This window comes from Pseudomonas sp. CH235 (genome assembly GCF_004368175.1).
GTDB classification, from domain to species: Bacteria; Pseudomonadota; Gammaproteobacteria; order Pseudomonadales; family Pseudomonadaceae; genus Aquipseudomonas; species Aquipseudomonas paraglycinae.
On record NZ_RRZJ01000025.1, the window covers coordinates 1 to 17582 of the forward strand.

At 59.8% G+C, this 17582-nt stretch carries 18 protein-coding genes; 8 read left to right on the plus strand and 10 right to left on the minus strand.

What is annotated here, in order from left to right:
- Nucleotides 1-243: 243 nt before the first annotated feature.
- The 6 genes from EIY71_RS21725 to EIY71_RS21750 all read right to left on the minus strand — a co-directional run bounded on the left by EIY71_RS21725 (nucleotide 244) and on the right by EIY71_RS21750 (nucleotide 6845).
- Nucleotides 244-843 (minus strand): hypothetical protein, encoded by a 600-nt coding sequence (locus EIY71_RS21725; RefSeq protein WP_134023039.1) that lies wholly within the window; start codon nucleotides 841-843, stop codon nucleotides 244-246.
- A gap of 66 nt (nucleotides 844-909) precedes the next feature.
- A complete protein-coding gene (locus EIY71_RS21730) occupies nucleotides 910-1266 on the minus strand; it encodes a hypothetical protein (RefSeq protein WP_134023041.1) in 357 nt (118 codons plus the stop codon).
- 362 nt (nucleotides 1267-1628) lie between these two features.
- The gene (locus tag EIY71_RS21735) at nucleotides 1629-2177 is read right to left on the minus strand and encodes a cupin domain-containing protein (protein ID WP_011333561.1); all 549 of its coding nucleotides are present in this window, start codon (nucleotides 2175-2177) and stop codon (nucleotides 1629-1631) included.
- A 205-nt stretch (nucleotides 2178-2382) separates the two neighbouring features.
- Nucleotides 2383-3666 carry an FAD-binding oxidoreductase gene (locus EIY71_RS21740; RefSeq protein ID WP_085607508.1) on the minus strand — a complete coding sequence of 428 codons (1284 nt, stop codon included), beginning with the start codon at nucleotides 3664-3666 and terminating at the stop codon, nucleotides 2383-2385.
- Between the two features lie 53 nt (nucleotides 3667-3719).
- Entirely contained in the window at nucleotides 3720-5210 is a 1491-nt protein-coding gene (locus EIY71_RS21745) for an aldehyde dehydrogenase (RefSeq protein WP_134023043.1), read from the minus strand.
- Nucleotides 5211-5468: 258 nt separating this feature from the next.
- The gene (locus EIY71_RS21750) at nucleotides 5469-6845 is read right to left on the minus strand and encodes a glutamine synthetase family protein (RefSeq protein ID WP_011333558.1); all 1377 of its coding nucleotides are present in this window, start codon (nucleotides 6843-6845) and stop codon (nucleotides 5469-5471) included.
- Between the two features lie 282 nt (nucleotides 6846-7127).
- Between EIY71_RS21750 and EIY71_RS21755 the strand changes: the two genes are divergently transcribed.
- The 5 genes from EIY71_RS21755 to EIY71_RS21775 all read left to right on the plus strand — a co-directional run bounded on the left by EIY71_RS21755 (nucleotide 7128) and on the right by EIY71_RS21775 (nucleotide 12210).
- Nucleotides 7128-7889, plus strand: a complete 762-nt coding sequence (locus tag EIY71_RS21755; protein WP_102687367.1) for a gamma-glutamyl-gamma-aminobutyrate hydrolase family protein — start codon at nucleotides 7128-7130, stop codon at nucleotides 7887-7889.
- A gap of 219 nt (nucleotides 7890-8108) precedes the next feature.
- Nucleotides 8109-9251 carry a polyamine ABC transporter ATP-binding protein gene (gene potA, locus EIY71_RS21760; RefSeq protein WP_134023045.1) on the plus strand — a complete coding sequence of 381 codons (1143 nt, stop codon included), beginning with the start codon at nucleotides 8109-8111 and terminating at the stop codon, nucleotides 9249-9251.
- Nucleotides 9248-10162 (plus strand): ABC transporter permease subunit, encoded by a 915-nt coding sequence (locus EIY71_RS21765; RefSeq protein ID WP_039770920.1) that lies wholly within the window; start codon nucleotides 9248-9250, stop codon nucleotides 10160-10162. Before potA ends, EIY71_RS21765 begins: the two co-directional genes overlap by 4 nt.
- Entirely contained in the window at nucleotides 10159-11043 is an 885-nt protein-coding gene (locus tag EIY71_RS21770) for an ABC transporter permease subunit (RefSeq protein ID WP_007957119.1), read from the plus strand. Before EIY71_RS21765 ends, EIY71_RS21770 begins: the two co-directional genes overlap by 4 nt.
- A 69-nt stretch (nucleotides 11044-11112) precedes the next feature.
- Nucleotides 11113-12210, plus strand: a complete 1098-nt coding sequence (locus EIY71_RS21775) for a polyamine ABC transporter substrate-binding protein (protein WP_039770922.1) — start codon at nucleotides 11113-11115, stop codon at nucleotides 12208-12210.
- Between the two features lie 121 nt (nucleotides 12211-12331).
- Here the strand turns inward: EIY71_RS21775 and thpR are convergent, their stop codons facing one another.
- Complete coding sequence (gene thpR / locus EIY71_RS21780) at nucleotides 12332-12871, minus strand: RNA 2',3'-cyclic phosphodiesterase (RefSeq protein WP_134023047.1); 540 nt, start codon at nucleotides 12869-12871, stop codon at nucleotides 12332-12334.
- A 107-nt stretch (nucleotides 12872-12978) separates the two neighbouring features.
- Here thpR and EIY71_RS21785 point away from each other — a divergent pair, with 107 nt between their 5' ends.
- Complete coding sequence (locus EIY71_RS21785; protein WP_007957125.1) at nucleotides 12979-13173, plus strand: hypothetical protein; 195 nt, start codon at nucleotides 12979-12981, stop codon at nucleotides 13171-13173.
- Between the two features lie 15 nt (nucleotides 13174-13188).
- Here EIY71_RS21785 and EIY71_RS21790 read toward each other — a convergent pair whose 3' ends face one another.
- Nucleotides 13189-13542, minus strand: a complete 354-nt coding sequence (locus EIY71_RS21790) for a DUF1428 domain-containing protein (RefSeq protein WP_085748278.1) — start codon at nucleotides 13540-13542, stop codon at nucleotides 13189-13191.
- A 2-nt stretch (nucleotides 13543-13544) separates the two neighbouring features.
- The gene (locus tag EIY71_RS21795) at nucleotides 13545-14624 is read right to left on the minus strand and encodes a hypothetical protein (protein ID WP_134023049.1); all 1080 of its coding nucleotides are present in this window, start codon (nucleotides 14622-14624) and stop codon (nucleotides 13545-13547) included.
- A 223-nt stretch (nucleotides 14625-14847) separates the two neighbouring features.
- On the opposite strand from EIY71_RS21795, the gene EIY71_RS21800 reads away from it, so the two are divergent.
- Nucleotides 14848-15120 carry a hypothetical protein gene (locus tag EIY71_RS21800; protein WP_102688489.1) on the plus strand — a complete coding sequence of 91 codons (273 nt, stop codon included), beginning with the start codon at nucleotides 14848-14850 and terminating at the stop codon, nucleotides 15118-15120.
- 43 nt (nucleotides 15121-15163) lie between these two features.
- Here the strand turns inward: EIY71_RS21800 and EIY71_RS21805 are convergent, their stop codons facing one another.
- Entirely contained in the window at nucleotides 15164-15370 is a 207-nt protein-coding gene (locus tag EIY71_RS21805) for a hypothetical protein (RefSeq protein ID WP_064382340.1), read from the minus strand.
- A gap of 234 nt (nucleotides 15371-15604) precedes the next feature.
- On the opposite strand from EIY71_RS21805, the gene EIY71_RS21810 reads away from it, so the two are divergent.
- Complete coding sequence (locus EIY71_RS21810; protein WP_134023051.1) at nucleotides 15605-17359, plus strand: L-lactate permease; 1755 nt, start codon at nucleotides 15605-15607, stop codon at nucleotides 17357-17359.
- The last annotated feature ends 223 nt before the right edge of the window (nucleotides 17360-17582 follow it).

Below are 17582 nucleotides of genomic sequence, written 5' to 3' on the forward strand. Positions count from 1 at the left end.
GGCAGTTAACTGCCAGGGCGGTGCAGGTTGTATCGCTACCGCTTGATCCAAATGGGTGTCTGGCACGACTCGTTCGTAGCCAATGAAGAGGAAACGGGTTCGACGGGTTCAACCGATCAGGTTGAGTGGGAGAGCAAACCCTACAGTTGAAAACTGCAGGGCGCGGTGGCTTTTAACCTTGACTTGAGACCGGCTAATGGGTGTCACCTTTTCTCTTGTCACCTTTTCTCTTGCAAAGCAGACTTAGTAATCGGGAGCAAACACCACAATAATTTTCAACTTATCTGAAGCCGCGCAAAACTCCTTTTTCAAGGCAGCCGGGTTTCTTATATGACCGTCCGGATCATATACAAAAAATATAATTGTCTTGCACGCCGTGTGCGACTGATACCTGGCGATATCCAGAATCAACTCATCACCAAGCGAGCGATCAGTCATACTTGCTCGTGCCATTTTGACTTCCACCACCAGTTCCTCATCGGGAATCGAGAAGTCCACCCTTGACCCTCCACCTAGGACATTTGGCGCGATGTCCTCTGATTTGACATTTGAAAAATACATTCTCAACAATGCGAAAACCAGATACTGAACATCGTACTCATCCTCCACCAAAAGTGCCGGACGCTTTTGCTTGCGTACACTCAAGTCTTTCGCGAAACGATGAAATTTCCGAAGAAGCAACTCTACACGCTCCTCCACGCTCAAGTTGCTGGGGGCGTTTTCACCCGTTTCAAAAGCAAAAAAATTCCTTAATACATCTTCTTCAAACTCAATCTGCGCCGCGGGCGGCTTCCAAAGAAGAAAATACCAGCCGAACAACAAAATACAGGCTTCAATGATCAAAAACACAACCAGGTGAACGAAGTTCAAACTCAACCTGTAAACACTCTCATACTTGTATTTATGTCCTCATCCAGACCTTTCTTCCGACACAGGAACAAGATTAAGGTCAAACTTTACAATTACACCTTTAAAAGCCTGAACCCCATGAAGATCATACCTTACAAAATCATTTTCACTTAAAGACCCTTCATTATAAGAAGCGAGCTTTTCAAACTGCCCATTGGTGATCGATTGATACTCCTTTGAAGTCACAACACCCACCACTGCCGAATTTGTGATATCGACTTCTTCAAATACTGGATAAATCCAGAGCGAATAGGCCATCAACGTCAGAAAAAAAGAAAAACACAACAAACCTTTCGAGAAACGATTGAGTCGCCTTGTATTAAGTATGACAGCTGGAGTTGATCTGTCTTTACTCACGATCCCTAACAAACCAGCAATTTTCCCAAGCAAGACTCACCCCAATTACAAATTCAATCGAAATCCACTGACTCAACAATCCGAAAACCCGTGAAGAAGCTTTTCGTCGCTTTCATTTCAATCAATCGCCACGTCCACTTTCTCAAGACCTTACACGTGGAAGCCGCAGCAACGAGGGCAATAAATCACACGGCTTTATCGCGAGCCTTAGCGATTATCTTCACTCTCGCCCTAAATGATGGCATATAGACATCGCCAAATTTATCACATGAACCGAAACGGGGTACTGAAAATCAGGCACAAAAAAACCGCACTTCTGCGGTTTTTTATAGATCACTCGAAAGCGCTACGAAAAATCAGACTCAGAAATTCGCCGGCGTATTCGCACTGATAATCTCCGCCTCATCCGCCCCGATATTCCGGAACTTGTGCGGTAGCGTCGTCGGAAAATAATACCCGTCCCCCGCACTCAACACGCTCACCTGCCCGTCCACCGTCAACTCCACGGTGCCACGGGTCACCAACCCGCACTCCTCACCTTCCGCGTGAACAATCGGCTCTTCCCCGGAACTCGCGCCCGGTGCGTATTGCTCGCGCAGCAAGCGCATCTGGCGGCTGGGGACCGAGGCGCCGATCAGCAGCAGGCGCAGGCCGTGACGGCCGAGGTCGGGTTGTTCGTTGGCGCGGAAGACGTATTGGTGTTCGCGAGGGGGCTGGTCGAAGGTGAAGAAGTCGGCCAGGGACATCGGGATGCCTTCGAGCAGCTTTTTCAGTGAGCTGACGGAAGGACTGACACGATTCTGTTCGATCAGGGAGATGGTGGCATTGGTCACGCCGCTACGCCGGGCCAGCTCGCGCTGGGAGAGTTTGTAGCTTTCGCGTACTAGTTTGAGTCGAGAACCCGTATCCATGACAGCCTTATGTGAGAACGACTTAAGGGCGATGGGGGTGGGTGGCGGGTGCCGCGCAGGTCGCGCGGATCACGTTGCTCCCGTGTCCCGGAACCGTGAAAGGCGGCTATTAAATCACGTTTGCTGGTGTTGCTCAGCAGGTTCGATGGACGGCACATGAAAAAGCCGGCGACGCCCTTTTTGGGGGCGCCGCCGGCGAGGTTAATCAGATGCCGAAACGGTCGCGCAGCGAGTAGTACACGGCGCCGAGGGCGGTCAGTGGCGCGGAGAAGGTGCGGCCGCCGAGCATCGGCATGTGTGGCAGGGAGGCGAAGGCGTCGAAGCGTTCGGCGTCGCCGCGGATCATTTCCGAGATCAGTTTGCCGGCCAGGTGCGAGCACGTGACGCCGTGGCCGCTGTAGCCCTGCATGTAGTAGGCGTTTTTCTCGATGCGGCCGAATTGCGGCATGCGTGACATGGTCAGCAGGAAGTTGCCGGTCCAGCGGTAATCGATTTTCACGTCCTTGAGCTGCGGGAAGGTCTTGAGGATCTTCGGGCGGATCAGGGTTTCGATGTCGTCCGGTTCACGGGCGCCGTAGACCACGCCGCCGCCGTAGAGCAGACGGTTGTCGGCGGTGAGGCGGTAGTAGTCGAGCAGGTAGTTGCAGTCTTCGACGCAGTAGTTGTTGGTGATCAGGCTGCGGGCCTGTTTTTCGGTCAACGGTTCGGTGACGCAGATCTGCGAGCCGCACGGCATGCTCTTGGCGGTCACGCGGTTGTCGAGGCCTTGCGGCAGGTAGGCGTTGCCGGCGATCAGCAGGTACTTGGCGCGGACCTGGCCTTTGGCAGTGCGTACGACGTTGGGCTCGCCGTATTTGATTTCCACGGCGGCGGATTGCTCGTAGATCTTGCCGCCCAGACGCACGATGGCGGCGGCTTCACCGAGGGCCAGGTTCAGCGGGTGGATGTGGCCGCCCTGCATGTCCAGCAGACCACCGACGTAGGCGTCGGAGCCGACTTCGCGGCGGATGTCCGCAGCGTCGAGCATCTTCAGGTTTTTATTGCCGTAACGTTCCCAGCTACGCTTTTGTTCGGCCAGGCCGTTCAGTTGTTTCTTGTTCATCGCTGCGAAAATGCCGCCCGGGCGGTAGTCGCACTTGATGTCGTATTCCTTGATGCGCGAACGAATGATGTCGGCGCCTTCGAAGATCATGCTGCCGAGGATTTCGGCGGTCTTGTCGCCGTAGCGCGCTTCGATCACGTCGACGTCGCGGCTGTAGGAGTTGACCAGTTGACCGCCGTTGCGACCGCTGGCGCCGTAGCCGACTTTCGCCGCTTCCAGCACCGTCACCTTGTAGCCGGCTTCGCTCAGGAACAGTGCCGAGGACAGGCCGGTGTAGCCGGCGCCGATGATGCAGACATCGCACTCCACCGACTCTTCGAGGATCGGGAAATCGATCACTTCGTTGCGGGTGGCGGCGTAATAACTATTGACGTGTTGTTGTTTCATTATTGTTCTCCGAGGGACGCCGGAAAAACCGGCGTCCACCGTTGTAAATAGAATTAGAGCTTGATCCAGGTCGCTTTCAGCTCGGTGTACTTGTCGAACGCGTGCAGCGATTTGTCGCGACCGTTGCCCGACTGTTTGAAGCCACCGAACGGCGCGGTCATGTCGCCGCCGTCATACTGGTTGACCCACACGCTGCCAGCGCGCAGGCCACGGGCGAAGGTGTGGGCCTTGCTCAGGTTGCTGGTCCAGACCCCGGCGGCCAGGCCGAAGATGCTGTCGTTGGCGATGTGCAGCGCTTCCTCGACGGTGTCGAAGGTGATCAGCGACAGCACCGGGCCGAAGATTTCTTCCTTGGCGATGGTCATGGCGTTGGTCACACCGTCAAAAATCGTCGGCTCGATGTAGGTGCCGCCGGTTTCTTCGAGGGTGCGCTGACCGCCGGCGATCAGCTCGGCACCCTGCTCCCGACCGATGCTGATATAGCGCAGCACGTTGTCCAGTTGACGCTGATCGACCACGGCGCCGACGGTGGTCGCCGGATCGAGGGCGTGCCCCGGTTTCCACGCTTGCAGCGCTTCCACCAGCAGCGGGATGAATTGCTCGCGGATCGAACGCTCCACCAGCAGGCGCGAGCCGGCGGTGCAGACTTCGCCCTGGTTGAACGCAATGGCGCCGGCCGCCGCTTGTGCTGCCGCGCGCAAGTCCGGTGCGTCGGCAAACACCACGTTCGGGCTCTTGCCCCCCGCTTCGAGCCAGACGCGTTTCATGTTGCTTTGGCCGGCATAAATCATCAGTTGCTTGGCAATCGCCGTGGAGCCGGTGAAGGCCAGCACGTCGACGTCCATGTGCAACGCCAACGCCTTGCCGACGGTATGGCCGAAGCCTGGCAGGACGTTGAACACGCCTTTCGGAATGCCCGCGTCCAGCGCAAGCTGCGCGATGCGGATCGCGGTCAGCGGGGATTTTTCCGAAGGTTTGAGGATGAACGAGTTACCCGCCGCCAATGCCGGGGCAAATTTCCAGCTGGCCATGATCAGCGGGAAGTTCCACGGCACGATCGCAGCAACTACGCCGGACGGCTCGCGAGTGACCAGACCGAGTTGATCGTGCGGGGTGGCGGCGACTTCGTCGTAGATCTTGTCGATGGCTTCGGCGCTCCAGCGGATCGCGTTGGCGGTCGCCGGGATGTCGATGCTCATCGAGTCGCTGATCGGTTTGCCCATGTCGAGGGTTTCGAGCAGCGCCAGTTCTTCCTGGTGTTGCAGGATCAGATCGGCGAAGCGAATCAGGATGCGCTTGCGCTCGGTCGGGGGCTTGTTGGCCCACACGCCGGAGTTGAAGGATTGGCGCGCGGCCTCGACGGCGAGGTTGGCGTCGGCTTCATCGGTGCTGGCGACGGAGGCCAGGAAACGGCCGTCTACGGGGCTCAGGCATTCGAAGGTGTCGCCGCTGATGGCCGGACGGTATTCGCCATTGATGAAGGCGCGGGATTCGAGGGTCAGGGACTGGAAGCGTTGTTCCCAGTCGTTGCGGGTCGTTGTCATGGTGGTGGCTCGACGCGGGGGAATTTGGGGGTGTCTGGTGTGTGTTCGACTTGAGATGGCTGCCCTCACCCTAGCCCTCTCCCGGGGGGAGAGGGGACCGACCGAAGTGTCTCGGGAGATGCACCGACTTGAACGACCGAGTTGAATATGGATTCGGTAAAAATCGTTCAGGTCGGCGGATTTCCCGAGCATCCCCCGGTCAGTCCCCTCTCCCTCCGGGAGAGGGTTAGGGTGAGGGGCTCTTGGCTTTTTAGGGCCTCACACCGTATGCAGATACCAGTTGTACTCAAGGTCAGAGATCGAGTTCTCGAACTCGGCCAGCTCGCTTTCCTTGCACGCGACAAATACGTCGATGTACATCGGATCGATGTAGCGGGCCATGACTTCGCTGTCGTCCAGCTCACGCAGGGCGTCGCGCAGGTTGTTCGGCAGGCTCTGTTCGTTCTGCTCGTAGCTGTTGCCTTCGACCGGGGCGCCCGGCTCGATTTCGTTGGTCAGGCCGTGGTGAATACCGGCCAGCACGGAAGCCATCAGCAGGTACGGGTTGGCGTCAGCACCGGCTACGCGATGCTCGATGCGCACGGCGTCCGGCGAACCGGTCGGCACGCGGACGGCCACGGTGCGATTGTCAATGCCCCAGCTCGGCGAGTTCGGTACGTAGAACTGCGCGCCAAAGCGGCGGTACGAGTTGACGTTCGGGCACAGGAAGGCCATTTGCGCAGGCAGGGTCTCCAGCACACCGCCGATCGCGTGACGTAGCGCGGCGTTCTGCTCGGGATCCTCGCTGGCGAAGATGTTGTTGCCTTCTTTGTCCAGGATCGAAATGTGCACGTGCAGACCGTTGCCCGCCTGGCCCGGATACGGCTTGGCCATGAAGGTGGTGTCCATCTCGTGGTCGTAGGCGATGTTCTTCACCAGACGCTTGAGCAGGACGGCGTAGTCGCACGCCTTGATCGGATCGGAGACGTGGTGCAGGTTGACTTCGAACTGCGCCGGGGCGCTTTCCTTGACGATGGCGTCGGCAGGAATGCCCTGCTCTTTCGCGCCTTCGAGGATGTCTTGCAGGCAGTCGACGTATTCGTCGAGGTCGTCGATCAGATAAACCTGGGTCGACACCGGACGCTTGCCCGACACCGGCGAACGCGGCGATTGCGGACGGCCGTTCACATTGTCCTGGTCGATCAGGTAGAACTCGAGTTCGAACGCGGCGCAGATGGTCAGGCCCAGTGCGTCGAACTTGCGCACCACGTTGGCCAGTACTTCACGCGGGTCGGCGAAGAACGGCTCGCCTTCCAGCTCGTGCATGGTCATCAGCAGTTGCGCGGTCGGACGCTTCTGCCAAGGCTCGATGCTCAGGGTGCCGGGGATCGGGTAGCAGATACGGTCGGCGTCGCCGATGTCCAGGCCCAGGCCGGTGCTTTCCACCGTGGAGCCATTGATGTCGAGGGCAAAGAGCGAGGCCGGCAGGTTGATGCCTTTCTCGTAAACCTTGTGAAGACTGGTGCGCTCGATGCGCTTGCCGCGCACCACACCGTTCATGTCTGCAATCAGAAGGTCGACGTACAAAACCTCAGGATGTTTCTTAAGGAATGCGTTTGCTTCGTTGAGTTGAACGGCACGCAGAGGGACCGACATGATGCACCTATTTAGCTGTTAATTATTATGTTCACTGCTGTTTCGCCGAGCCAGTCAACCCGAACGGCAAAGTGAAGTCAATAGCGAACACAGGGCCGCTCAGCGTTTATTTTTCGGGCTTTTTTTAACACTCTCGTGCCAATACATGCGCCAGAGCCCCGGTCTTGATGAAGATTTGATGAACGGCGTTTAGAATTTTTTACATGGGAGTTGTTAATTAAAATCAACGAGGCTAAGCTCCGGAAAAGCTCGTTCAAGTGTCAAACTTCGAGGTGAATAAAAATGGCATTCAAGCCATTGATCGGCGTTACTGCGTGCGTCAAACAGATTGGCCTGCACCCCTATCACATCAGCGGCGACAAGTACGTTCGCGCTGTCAGCGTTGCGGCGCTGGGGTTGCCCGTCGTCATTCCTTCCCTTGGCAAACTGACTGAAATCGAAGACCTGCTGGGTCAGCTCGACGGTCTGTTGCTGACCGGCTCGCCGTCCAACGTGGAACCTTTCCACTATCAGGGCCCGGACAGCGCTCCCGGCACGGATCACGATCCGGCGCGGGATGCCACTACCCTTCCTTTATTGCGTGCAGCCATCGCGGCGGGCGTTCCGGTACTCGGTATCTGCCGGGGCTTCCAGGAAATGAACGTAGCGTTCGGCGGCAGCCTGCACCAGAAGGTGCATGAGTTGCCGGGCATGCTCGATCACCGCGAAGCCGACAGCCCGGATGTCGCCGTGCAATACGCCCCGGCCCATGCCGTGACGGTGCTGCCCGGTGGCGTGTTCGAAGCGCTGGAGCTGCCAGGTGAATTCCAGGTCAACTCGATTCACAGTCAGGGCATCGACCGCCTCGCTCCCGGCCTGCGCGCCGAAGCCGTGGCACCGGATGGCCTGATCGAGGCGGTCTCGGTAGAGCACAGCCCGACCTTCGCCCTCGGCGTGCAATGGCACCCGGAATGGCAAGTGCTGGACAACCCGAACTACCTGCGGATTTTCCAGGCATTCGGCGAGGCTTGCCGCCAGCGTGCGGCGCGACGCAACCAGCGCTGACGCCACCCAACGATTGCAAAACCATTTACTGCCCCCGCGGGGTCGGCGGCTGCGCGTTTGCGCATCCGTCATCCGCGATCAGCAACACACCGCGAAAACAAAAAGCACCACCCGGCAGCCAGGACGGCGGCGCCGAACAACCCGCACGGTGCGGGTCTGCAATCCACTCTTAAGCCAGGCCGCGTTGGCCCGGCGACTGAAACCTGTTGGGAGTTTCACATGGCAAACGCCTCCAGCACTTACAGGAAGGCTCTTGAAGGTCATCAGCAACCGAAAAAGGTTCTGGTGAAGGTCGATCGAGTTACCAAGAAGTTCGACGAAACCACTGCGGTGGACGATGTGTCCCTGGAGATCCATCAGGGCGAAATCTTCGCCCTGCTCGGCGGCTCCGGCTCGGGCAAATCGACCTTGCTGCGCATGCTCGCCGGTTTCGAACGGCCGACTGAAGGACGCATTCTGCTCGACGGTGTCGATATCACCGACATGCCGCCGTACGAGCGGCCGATCAACATGATGTTCCAGTCCTACGCCCTGTTCCCGCACATGACCGTGGCGCAGAACATCGCCTTCGGCCTCAAGCAGGACCGTTTGCCGGCCAGCGAAATCGATGCCCGCGTCGAAGAAATGCTGCGCCTCGTCCACATGACCCAATACGCCAAGCGCCGCCCGCATCAACTGTCCGGCGGCCAGCGTCAGCGCGTGGCCCTCGCCCGCTCCCTGGCCAAGCGTCCGAAGCTGTTGCTGCTCGACGAACCGATGGGCGCACTGGATAAAAAACTGCGTTCGCAGATGCAGCTAGAACTGGTTGAGATCATCGAGCGCGTCGGCGTGACCTGCGTGATGGTGACCCACGACCAGGAAGAGGCCATGACCATGGCTGAGCGCATCGCGATCATGCACCTGGGCTGGATCGCCCAGATCGGCAGCCCGGTCGACATCTATGAAGCGCCGGTCAGCCGCATGGTCTGCGAATTCATCGGCAACGTGAACGCCTTCGACGGCACCGTGATCGAGGACCTTGAAGGTCACGCGATCATTCACAGCCCGGACTTGCAGCAAAAGATCTACGTCGGTCATGGCGTCAGCACTTCGGTGCAGGACAAGTCGATCACCTACGCGATCCGCCCGGAAAAAATGCTCGTCAGCACGATCAAGCCGGAGACCCGCTACAACTGGTCCGAAGGCAAGGTGCATGACATCGCCTACCTCGGCGGCCACTCGGTGTTTTACGTCGAGCTGCCGAGCGGCAAGATCGTCCAGTCGTTCATGGCCAACGCCGAACGTCGTGGCGCGCGTCCGACCTGGGACGACAAGGTCTACGTCTGGTGGGAAGACGACAGCGGCGTGGTACTGCGCTCATGAGAACCTTCAATCAGCAATTCCTGCGCCTGGTGCCCAGCGGGCGAAAGTTCGTCATCGGCATCCCGTTCATCTGGCTGTTCCTGTTCTTCATGCTGCCGTTCTTTCTGGTGATGAAGATCAGCTTCTCGGAAGCCGCGCTGTCGATCCCGCCGTACTCGGAGATCTACACCTACGCCGAACAGAAATTCCAGCTGTTCCTGAACATCGGCAACTACACCCTGCTCGGCGAAGACGAGCTGTACCTGTCGGCTTATCTCGGTTCGCTGAAGGTGGCGCTGCTCAGTACGCTGATGTGTCTGGTGATCGGTTTCCCGATGGCCTACGCGATCACCAAGACCGGCAAGGAAACGCAAAACGTCCTGCTGCTGTTGATCATGATGCCGACCTGGACCGCGATCCTGATCCGCGTTTACGCGTGGATGGGCATCCTCAGCAACAACGGTTTGCTCAACGCATTTTTGATGTGGACCGGGCTCACCGATCACCCGATCGAGATCCTCAACACCAACACGGCCGTGTATATCGGCGTGGTTTACGCCTACCTGCCTTTCATGGTGCTGCCGCTCTACGCCAACCTGGTGAAGCACGACGGCAGCCTGCTGGAAGCCGCGCAGGATCTGGGTTCGAGCAACTTCAACAACTTCTGGAAAATCACTGTGCCGCTGGCCAAGAACGGCATCATCGCCGGCTGCATGCTGGTGTTCATTCCGGTGGTGGGCGAGTTCGTGATTCCGGAACTGCTGGGCGGCCCGGAGACCCTGATGATCGGTCGCGTGCTATGGCAAGAGTTCTTCAATAACCGCGACTGGCCGGTGGCGTCCGCGCTGGCGGTGGTGATGCTGTTGATCCTGATTGTGCCGATTCTGCTGTTCAACCGCAGCCAGGCCAAAGAGATGGAGGCACGGGGATGAAACGCTTCGGTTTTGCAAAGTTCATGTTGATCTTCGGCCTGACGTTCATTTATCTGCCGATGCTGATTCTGGTGATCTACTCGTTCAACGCCTCGAAACTGGTGACGGTCTGGGGCGGCTGGTCGGTGAAGTGGTACGTCGGCCTGCTCGACAACACCCAACTGATGGGCTCGGTGGTGCGCTCCCTGGAAATCGCCTGCTACACCGCGATCGCCGCCGTGGCGCTGGGCACCCTCGCCGCCTTCGTGCTGACCCGCGTGACACGCTTCAAGGGTCGCACGCTGTTCGGTGGTCTGGTCACCGCGCCGCTGGTGATGCCTGAGGTGATTACCGGTCTGTCGCTGTTGCTGCTGTTCGTGGCGATGGCGCAACTGATCGGCTGGCCGCAGGAGCGTGGCATTGTCACGATCTGGATCGCCCACACCACGTTTTGTGCCGCTTATGTGGCAGTGGTAGTCTCCGCCCGCTTGCGCGAGCTGGACCTGTCGATCGAAGAAGCGGCGATGGATCTGGGCGCGAAACCGTTCAAGGTGTTTTTCCTGATCACCATCCCGATGATCGCGCCGTCGCTGGCGGCGGGCGGCATGATGTCGTTCGCCCTGTCGCTGGACGATCTGGTGCTGGCGAGCTTCGTGTCGGGCCCGGGTTCGACGACCCTGCCGATGGAAGTGTTCTCGGCCGTGCGTCTGGGCGTGAAGCCCGAGATCAACGCCGTGGCCAGCCTGATTCTGCTGGCGGTGTCGCTGGTGACTTTCCTGGTCTGGTACTTCGGCCGCAAGGCAGAAGCCAACCGCAAGCGTGCGATTCAGGAAGCGATGGATCAGACCGCCAACGAATCGTGGCAGCAACCGCAACCTCAACGAGTGGCAGCGACGGCCTAGGGCCGTCGCGTTTTACGGCTTTGCGCTTTGGCTTAAAAGCTTTTGAATAAAAAGAATGGAGTTTCACCGATGAAAATGTTTGGCAGGACTCTGCTGACACTGTCCTTATTGGGCGCAATCGCCACGGGCGCCCAGGCCAACGACAAGGTGCTGCGCGTTTACAACTGGTCGGATTACATCGCCCCGGACACCGTCAAGAAGTTCGAGGACGAGACCGGCATCCGCGTGACCTACGATGTGTTCGACAGCAATGAAACCCTCGAGGCACGTCTGCTCGCGGGTAAATCCGGCTACGACATCGTGGTGCCGTCCAACAGTTTCCTGGCCAAGCAGATCAAGGCCGGGGTCTATCAGACTCTGGACAAATCGAAGCTGCCAAACTGGAAAAACCTCAACCCGGTGCTGCTGAAAAACGCCTCCGCCAGTGATCCGGACAACGCCCACGCGTTCCCGTACATGTGGGGCTCGATCGGCATCGGCTTCAACCCGGACAAGGTCAAGGAAGTGCTCGGCAAGAATGCGCCGACCAACTCCTGGGACCTGCTGTTCAAACCGGAAAACGCCGAGAAGCTGAAGGCCTGTGGCATCAGCTTCCTCGATTCGCCGACCGAAATGCTCCCGGCCGCCCTGCACTACCTGGGCTATCCGGTGAACGACAAGGACGTGAAGCACATCGCCGAAGCCGAAGCGCTGTTCATGAAGATCCGGCCGTCGGTGGCGTACTTCCATTCGTCCAAGTACATCTCCGATCTGGCCAACGGCAACATCTGCGTAGCGGTCGGCTATTCGGGTGACGTGTTGCAGGCCAAGGCTCGCGCGGTCGAATCGGGCAACAAGGTCGAGATCGACTACAGCATTCCCAAGGAAGGCGCCGGCAGTTTCTATGACATGGTCGCCATCCCGCGAGATGCCGCCAACGTCGAGAACGCCTACCTGTTCATGAACTTCCTGATGCGCCCGGACATCATCGCCGAAGTCACCAACAGCATCGGCTACAGCAACGCCAACGAAGCCGCGACGCCGCTGGTGGACGAAGCGATCCGCAACGACCCGGGCTCGTACCCGCCGCAAGCGGTGATGGCCACGCTGTATGCGGTGCCGGATCAACCGATTGCCACGCAACGGATCATGACCCGGGGCTGGACCCGCGTGAAACTCGGCAAATAAACACACATCGATTTCCGTTCATGCAGCGCCTTACCACCGCTGCCCCCTGCTCTGAACGGCCTCACCTGGCTTCCTCGGTTCAGGTGAATTCAGGCGCCCTCGGGCGCCTTTTTTTGTGGGCTCAGATCAGTGACCAGTCGGCCAGCGAGCGATAACGGCCCTTGTGGGATTCGAACAGCGCAAAGCGTTCAGCCCGCAGGAAAAACTCCGGCGGCGTGGCGGATTCCGGTTCCGGCGCCCGATAGTCCCGGGCCAGTGTAAGGTGCGGGCGATACTCGCGTGTCGCCTCTTCAAACCCGAACGGCAACATCGCCTGCTCCAGCGCATACACCAGCCGCAGCAATCCCTGCGGTGCCTGCTCCGGCGCCAGCGACAACACCCCGGCACGTCGCCAGACCTGCAACCGATCCAGCGAAATCCTCAGCCCCTCCCCCGGCGTGCGCACTTTTGCCGCCGCCTCGCAGACTTCGCCAATCTGCGCCAACGGCACCGCACCGAGAAACAGCAGCGTCAGATGAAAGTTGTCCGCCGGCACCGGTTTGCCGGTACGCAAACCCAGTTCGCCGCGCCACTGGGCAATCGCCTTGCGCTGCGCCGGCGGGCAGTCCAGGGCGAAGAACAGCCGCTTGAACGGTTGATCCCCGCGCGTTTCGTCCGTCATGGCCACGCTCCTTCGTTCGTCGAGATCCCTGGATTCTACACGCCCGTTTCTGGCGACTCTCGGCGTGGGGTTTATAGTTCAACGATTGCCATCAACCGGAGGACATCATGCGCGAGATCCTCAGCAAAGAACCCTGGTGGGCCCGACCGCCGAATCCCGGACAGGATGAGAGCGAACTGGAATGGGGCTGGCTGGTGCATTACAGCGAAGGTGAGCCGCGTTTCGAATTTGTGCGCGAGCGGCCGACGGACGAGCAGATCCGCAACCGCAAAGGCTGCCGGATCACCCCGTCGGCGGAGTGATCCGACGGCTGTGTATCAGGGCTCGAGAATGTCCTTGAAGCCACCGAAGATCATCCGCTGCCCATCGAACGGCATCGGATTGACGTCCGGCTGCATGCGCGGGTCTTCCATCATTTTCGCCATGCCGGCGTCGCGGGTGGCTTTGTCCGGCCAGACCAGCCAGCCCGCCGATACGGTTTCGCCTTCCTTGAGTTTCACCGCCATCGGGAATGAGGTGACCTTGCCGTCCGGCACGTCATCGCCCCAGCCCTGAATCACCTCCAGCGCGCCGTATTCCTTGAACAGCTTGGCGGCGATTTCGCAGTGCTTCTTGTACTGTTCGCGATTGGCATTCGGCACGGGCGCCACGAACACATCGATGTAAGCCATGATCATTCTCCTTGCAGGGTGGGTTCGATCTGCTGAGTAGTCGACTCGGGCGGCCGCCATTCGACACGGTTGACGCCCAACCCGACCGACGGCTCGTTCCGCCCGCCCAGATTGCCCTCGACCTGCGCCGCCATGTGCAGCGTGCCGGCCATCACGCCGGTGGTCGGGTTCTGCACCAGTTTCAGCCAGGCCTTGTCGAACGTGTTGCCCAGGCTGCTGCGGATCAGGGCTTCGCTGTCGGGGCGGTCGTTGGCCTGAATGATTGCGCGCACGCCTGCCACGCCGACCGAAATCAGCGCCCCGGCCAGTTTGCCGGCTGCGGCCGCCACCGCACTGGCCGCGCCGCGCGGGGCCATTTCCGCCTCCATGCGCTGACTGGCGCGCTTGGCCACCGGCGCCATGGCCGTATCGGTCGAGGCCACGCCTTTCGAGCCGCCGTCGGTATGGATCTTGTCGATCAGCGCCGCGTAGGCCGGCAGCGTGTTCAACGGCTCAGTGCTGACGATCTGGTACAGCGAAGCATCCCGGGCAGGCGGCGGGCCGAGGGCGATGGCGGGGATTTTCTGCAACCGCCCGTTGAGCTGGGCGATGGGCACGCCATGGCGCTGGGCGATGACCGGCATCTGCTGCGCCATCAGCTGCGCGTAGAACGCGGTGGACTGGCCGAGGATCGCGTCCGGATCGATCTCCACCGCCACCGGCGCCAGCACCCGTTCCTGATATTGCTCAAGCAGATAGGCCGCCAGGCGTTTGGCCGAGGCGTCCTGCTCGCCGCTGGCACTGATCGTGTACCAACTGACCTTCATCGACAGCCATTCCTGGGTCCAGTAGCTGCTGAACCACGGGATGAAATTTTCTTCAGTTTGCTCATAGACCCGAATGCGCCAATGTTCCATCGAGCCACGGGCGAACAGCTTGACCTGCTCGGTGGCCTGCTTCGAGGCACTGACGATTTCCCGGTCGATCTGCTGCCAGGTGGCCGGCGAGACCACCACCGCCGGCGCGCTCACCGGGGCCCGCGCCGTGGTGGCGCAGCCGGCCAGCAACACCAGTGCGGCGACGAGCAGCGCACGCAGGTTCACGGTGGCGGTCCTTATCTGTTCTTCGGGCGGGAGACCTGAAGAATCCGGGGGAGATGACATGAGTATAGGTGCGTGCGGTACGCCGTTTATCCGCTGGTCAGGGCTGCATCAGTCCAACCATCAATGGCGTCGATATTCACCATTGCGACGATTGCCTTCCGCCGACCGCTCGTCAAAGGCACGATTAACCCATCCGAAACACACCGCACGAGGAGTTCACATCATGATCAGTACCGTCACCCTCGCCGTGAGTTTCCCGGTCTTCGGCAGCAACTACTACGATCAGCACGTCGTGTCGCGCAAGACACAAGCGCTGGTGTTCGACGAAGCCTTCGAAGATCTGTTGATGCCCGCCGCCAGCAATCATTTCAGCAATGAAGTGGTCGGTCTCAACGATCAGTTCCGTTTTCTGAGCGACATTCTCGCCACCCATTTGCTGGACATCGAGGCCTCCGTGCCTGCGCGATCCAGCGTCCGGGCGAGCGCTCATTTTTAATGCCAGAGGGCGCTCCCGCAGGGGAGCGCCCTCTTCGTTTCAGTCAGTCATCATCCCGGTCGCGGTGATAACGACGCCCGTCGCGGCGGTCGTCGTCGCGGTCGTCCCAGCGCCGGTCATGATCGTAATAACGGCCATGATCGCGGTCGTAATGCCGGCCATGGCGATGGTCATCATCGAAATCCGCCACACAGCCGCCCAGCAGTACAGCGGCGGAAACGGTCAGCAGCAGGCTTGTTGCACGCATCATTCAGAATTTCCCTAAAACCAAGGTCTTGACGACGGAAACGGCAGCGCTGCCCGCACCGAAGAGGCGCGGTGTGCGCTGCCGCAGATACGACCGGGGAAAACGACGATGATTCACCGACCGCCGATGACCGTTGATCGCCTCGCCCGCCTCGCCCGAGCGGCGGCCAAATGCCACCTATACTGCTTGCAACGCGCAAAGGATCTGCCCCTCAAGAACAACAAGCAGAGGTGCGACATGGTCTGGCAACAAGTCTATGACCCGTTCGGCAATCCGGTGATTTCCACGATCATGGCCGCCGTTCCCGTGGTGGTGATGCTGGCGGCGCTGGCCTTCTTTCACGTAAAGGCTCATCTGGCCGCACTGCTGGCGCTGGCCTCAGCGCTGTTGATCTCGATCTTCGCCTTCGGCATGCCCGCCAACATGGCCGGTTCTGCGGCGCTGTTCGGGGCGGCCAACGGGCTGCTGCCGATTGGCTGGATCGTGCTCAACATCATTTTTCTGCATCGTCTGACCACCGAGAACGGCTCGTTCAAGGTGTTGCAGGATTCACTCGCCCGCATCACCGACGACCGGCGCCTGCAATTGCTGCTGATCGCCTTTTGTTTCGGTGCTTTCTTCGAAGGGGCCGCCGGGTTCGGTACCCCGGTGGCGGTGACCGGGGCCATTCTGATCGGTCTTGGTTTTTCGCCACTGGCAGCGTCCGGTCTGGCGCTGATCGCCAACACTGCGCCCGTGGCCTTTGGCGCCCTGGGCACGCCGATCATTACGCTGGCCAAGGTCACCGGGCTGGATGAAATGGAGTTGTCGATGATGGTGGGACGGCAATTGCCGTTCTTCTCGGTGCTGGTGCCGTTCTGGCTGATCTGGGCATTCGCCGGTTGGCGCAAGATGCTGGAAGTATGGCCGGCGATTCTGGTGGCTGGCGTGAGTTTCGCCATCCCGCAGTTTCTGGTTTCGAACTTCCACGGGCCGATGCTGGTGGATGTGATCGCCGCGCTGATTTCCATGGCCTGCCTGACGTTGTTCCTCAAGGTCTGGAGGCCGGCGACTGTTCATACCTCGGCCGCGCTGACGGGACGGCATGACGACTCGAAGGTCGAAGAAGAAAAAATCACGGCCAGCGGTGCATTCAGCGATCAGGCGCGCCCGGCAGTGATGCGCGCGTGGATGCCGTGGATCATCCTCACGGTGTTCGTGTTTGCCTGGGGCACCCAGGGTTTCAAGAACATGTTCGACACCCGTCCGGCGATTGATCCCGTCAGCCAATCGGCCAGGCTCGATCCGCAGGGCAAACCGCTGCGCGAGGCCAATCCGGTGTTCGCCCCGGCCGTGACTTTCAGCTCCCTGCATCTGCAAATCGAAAAAGTCCCTCCGGTGGTCGCCGCGCCGAAAGCTGAAGAGGCGGTGTACCAGTTCACCTGGTTCACTGCCACCGGCAGCGGCATCCTGCTCGCGGCGATTGTCGGAGGGTTGCTGATGGGCTACTCGATCCCGCAACTGATCAAACAGTACCTTCGCACACTGTGGGTGGTGCGCTTCTCGCTGATTACGATTGCCGCGATGCTGGCGCTGGGATTCCTGACCCGCTACTCGGGGCTGGACGCGACCATGGGGCTGGCATTCGCTGCCACGGGGATTTTCTACCCGATGTTCGGCACCTTGCTCGGTTGGCTTGGCGTAGCGCTGACCGGGTCGGATACCGCGTCCAACGTGCTGTTTGGCGGCTTGCAACGGGTGACGTCGGAACAGCTGGGCATCAGCCCGGTCCTGATGGCGGCGGCCAACAGCTCCGGCGGAGTGATGGGCAAAATGGTCGACGCGCAGTCGATCGTGGTCGCCTCGACCGCGACACGCTGGTACGGGCATGAAGGGGAAATCCTGCGTTACGTGTTCTTCCATTCCATCGTGCTGGCAATCCTGGTCGGCGGCCTGGTGACGTTGCAGGCGTATGTGGCGCCGTTTACGTCCATGGTGGTCGGCGCACATTGAGAATCGCGGGTGCCTCGGTTGTGAGAGCGATCTGACTCACAGCCAAGGCACCCACCTTCATTCCGTCGATTCATGAAGCGTGCGCATGAGGCCATGCGCAAATCAAAGAAAACCTTTTCCTCTCCAGCGTGGTCACTCCTAGAACAGAGCGAGACTGGCAACCACGCCAGCGTACCCGTGCGGGTCTTTCACACCCTGCCGACCTGATAGAGGAAGCCAAGCC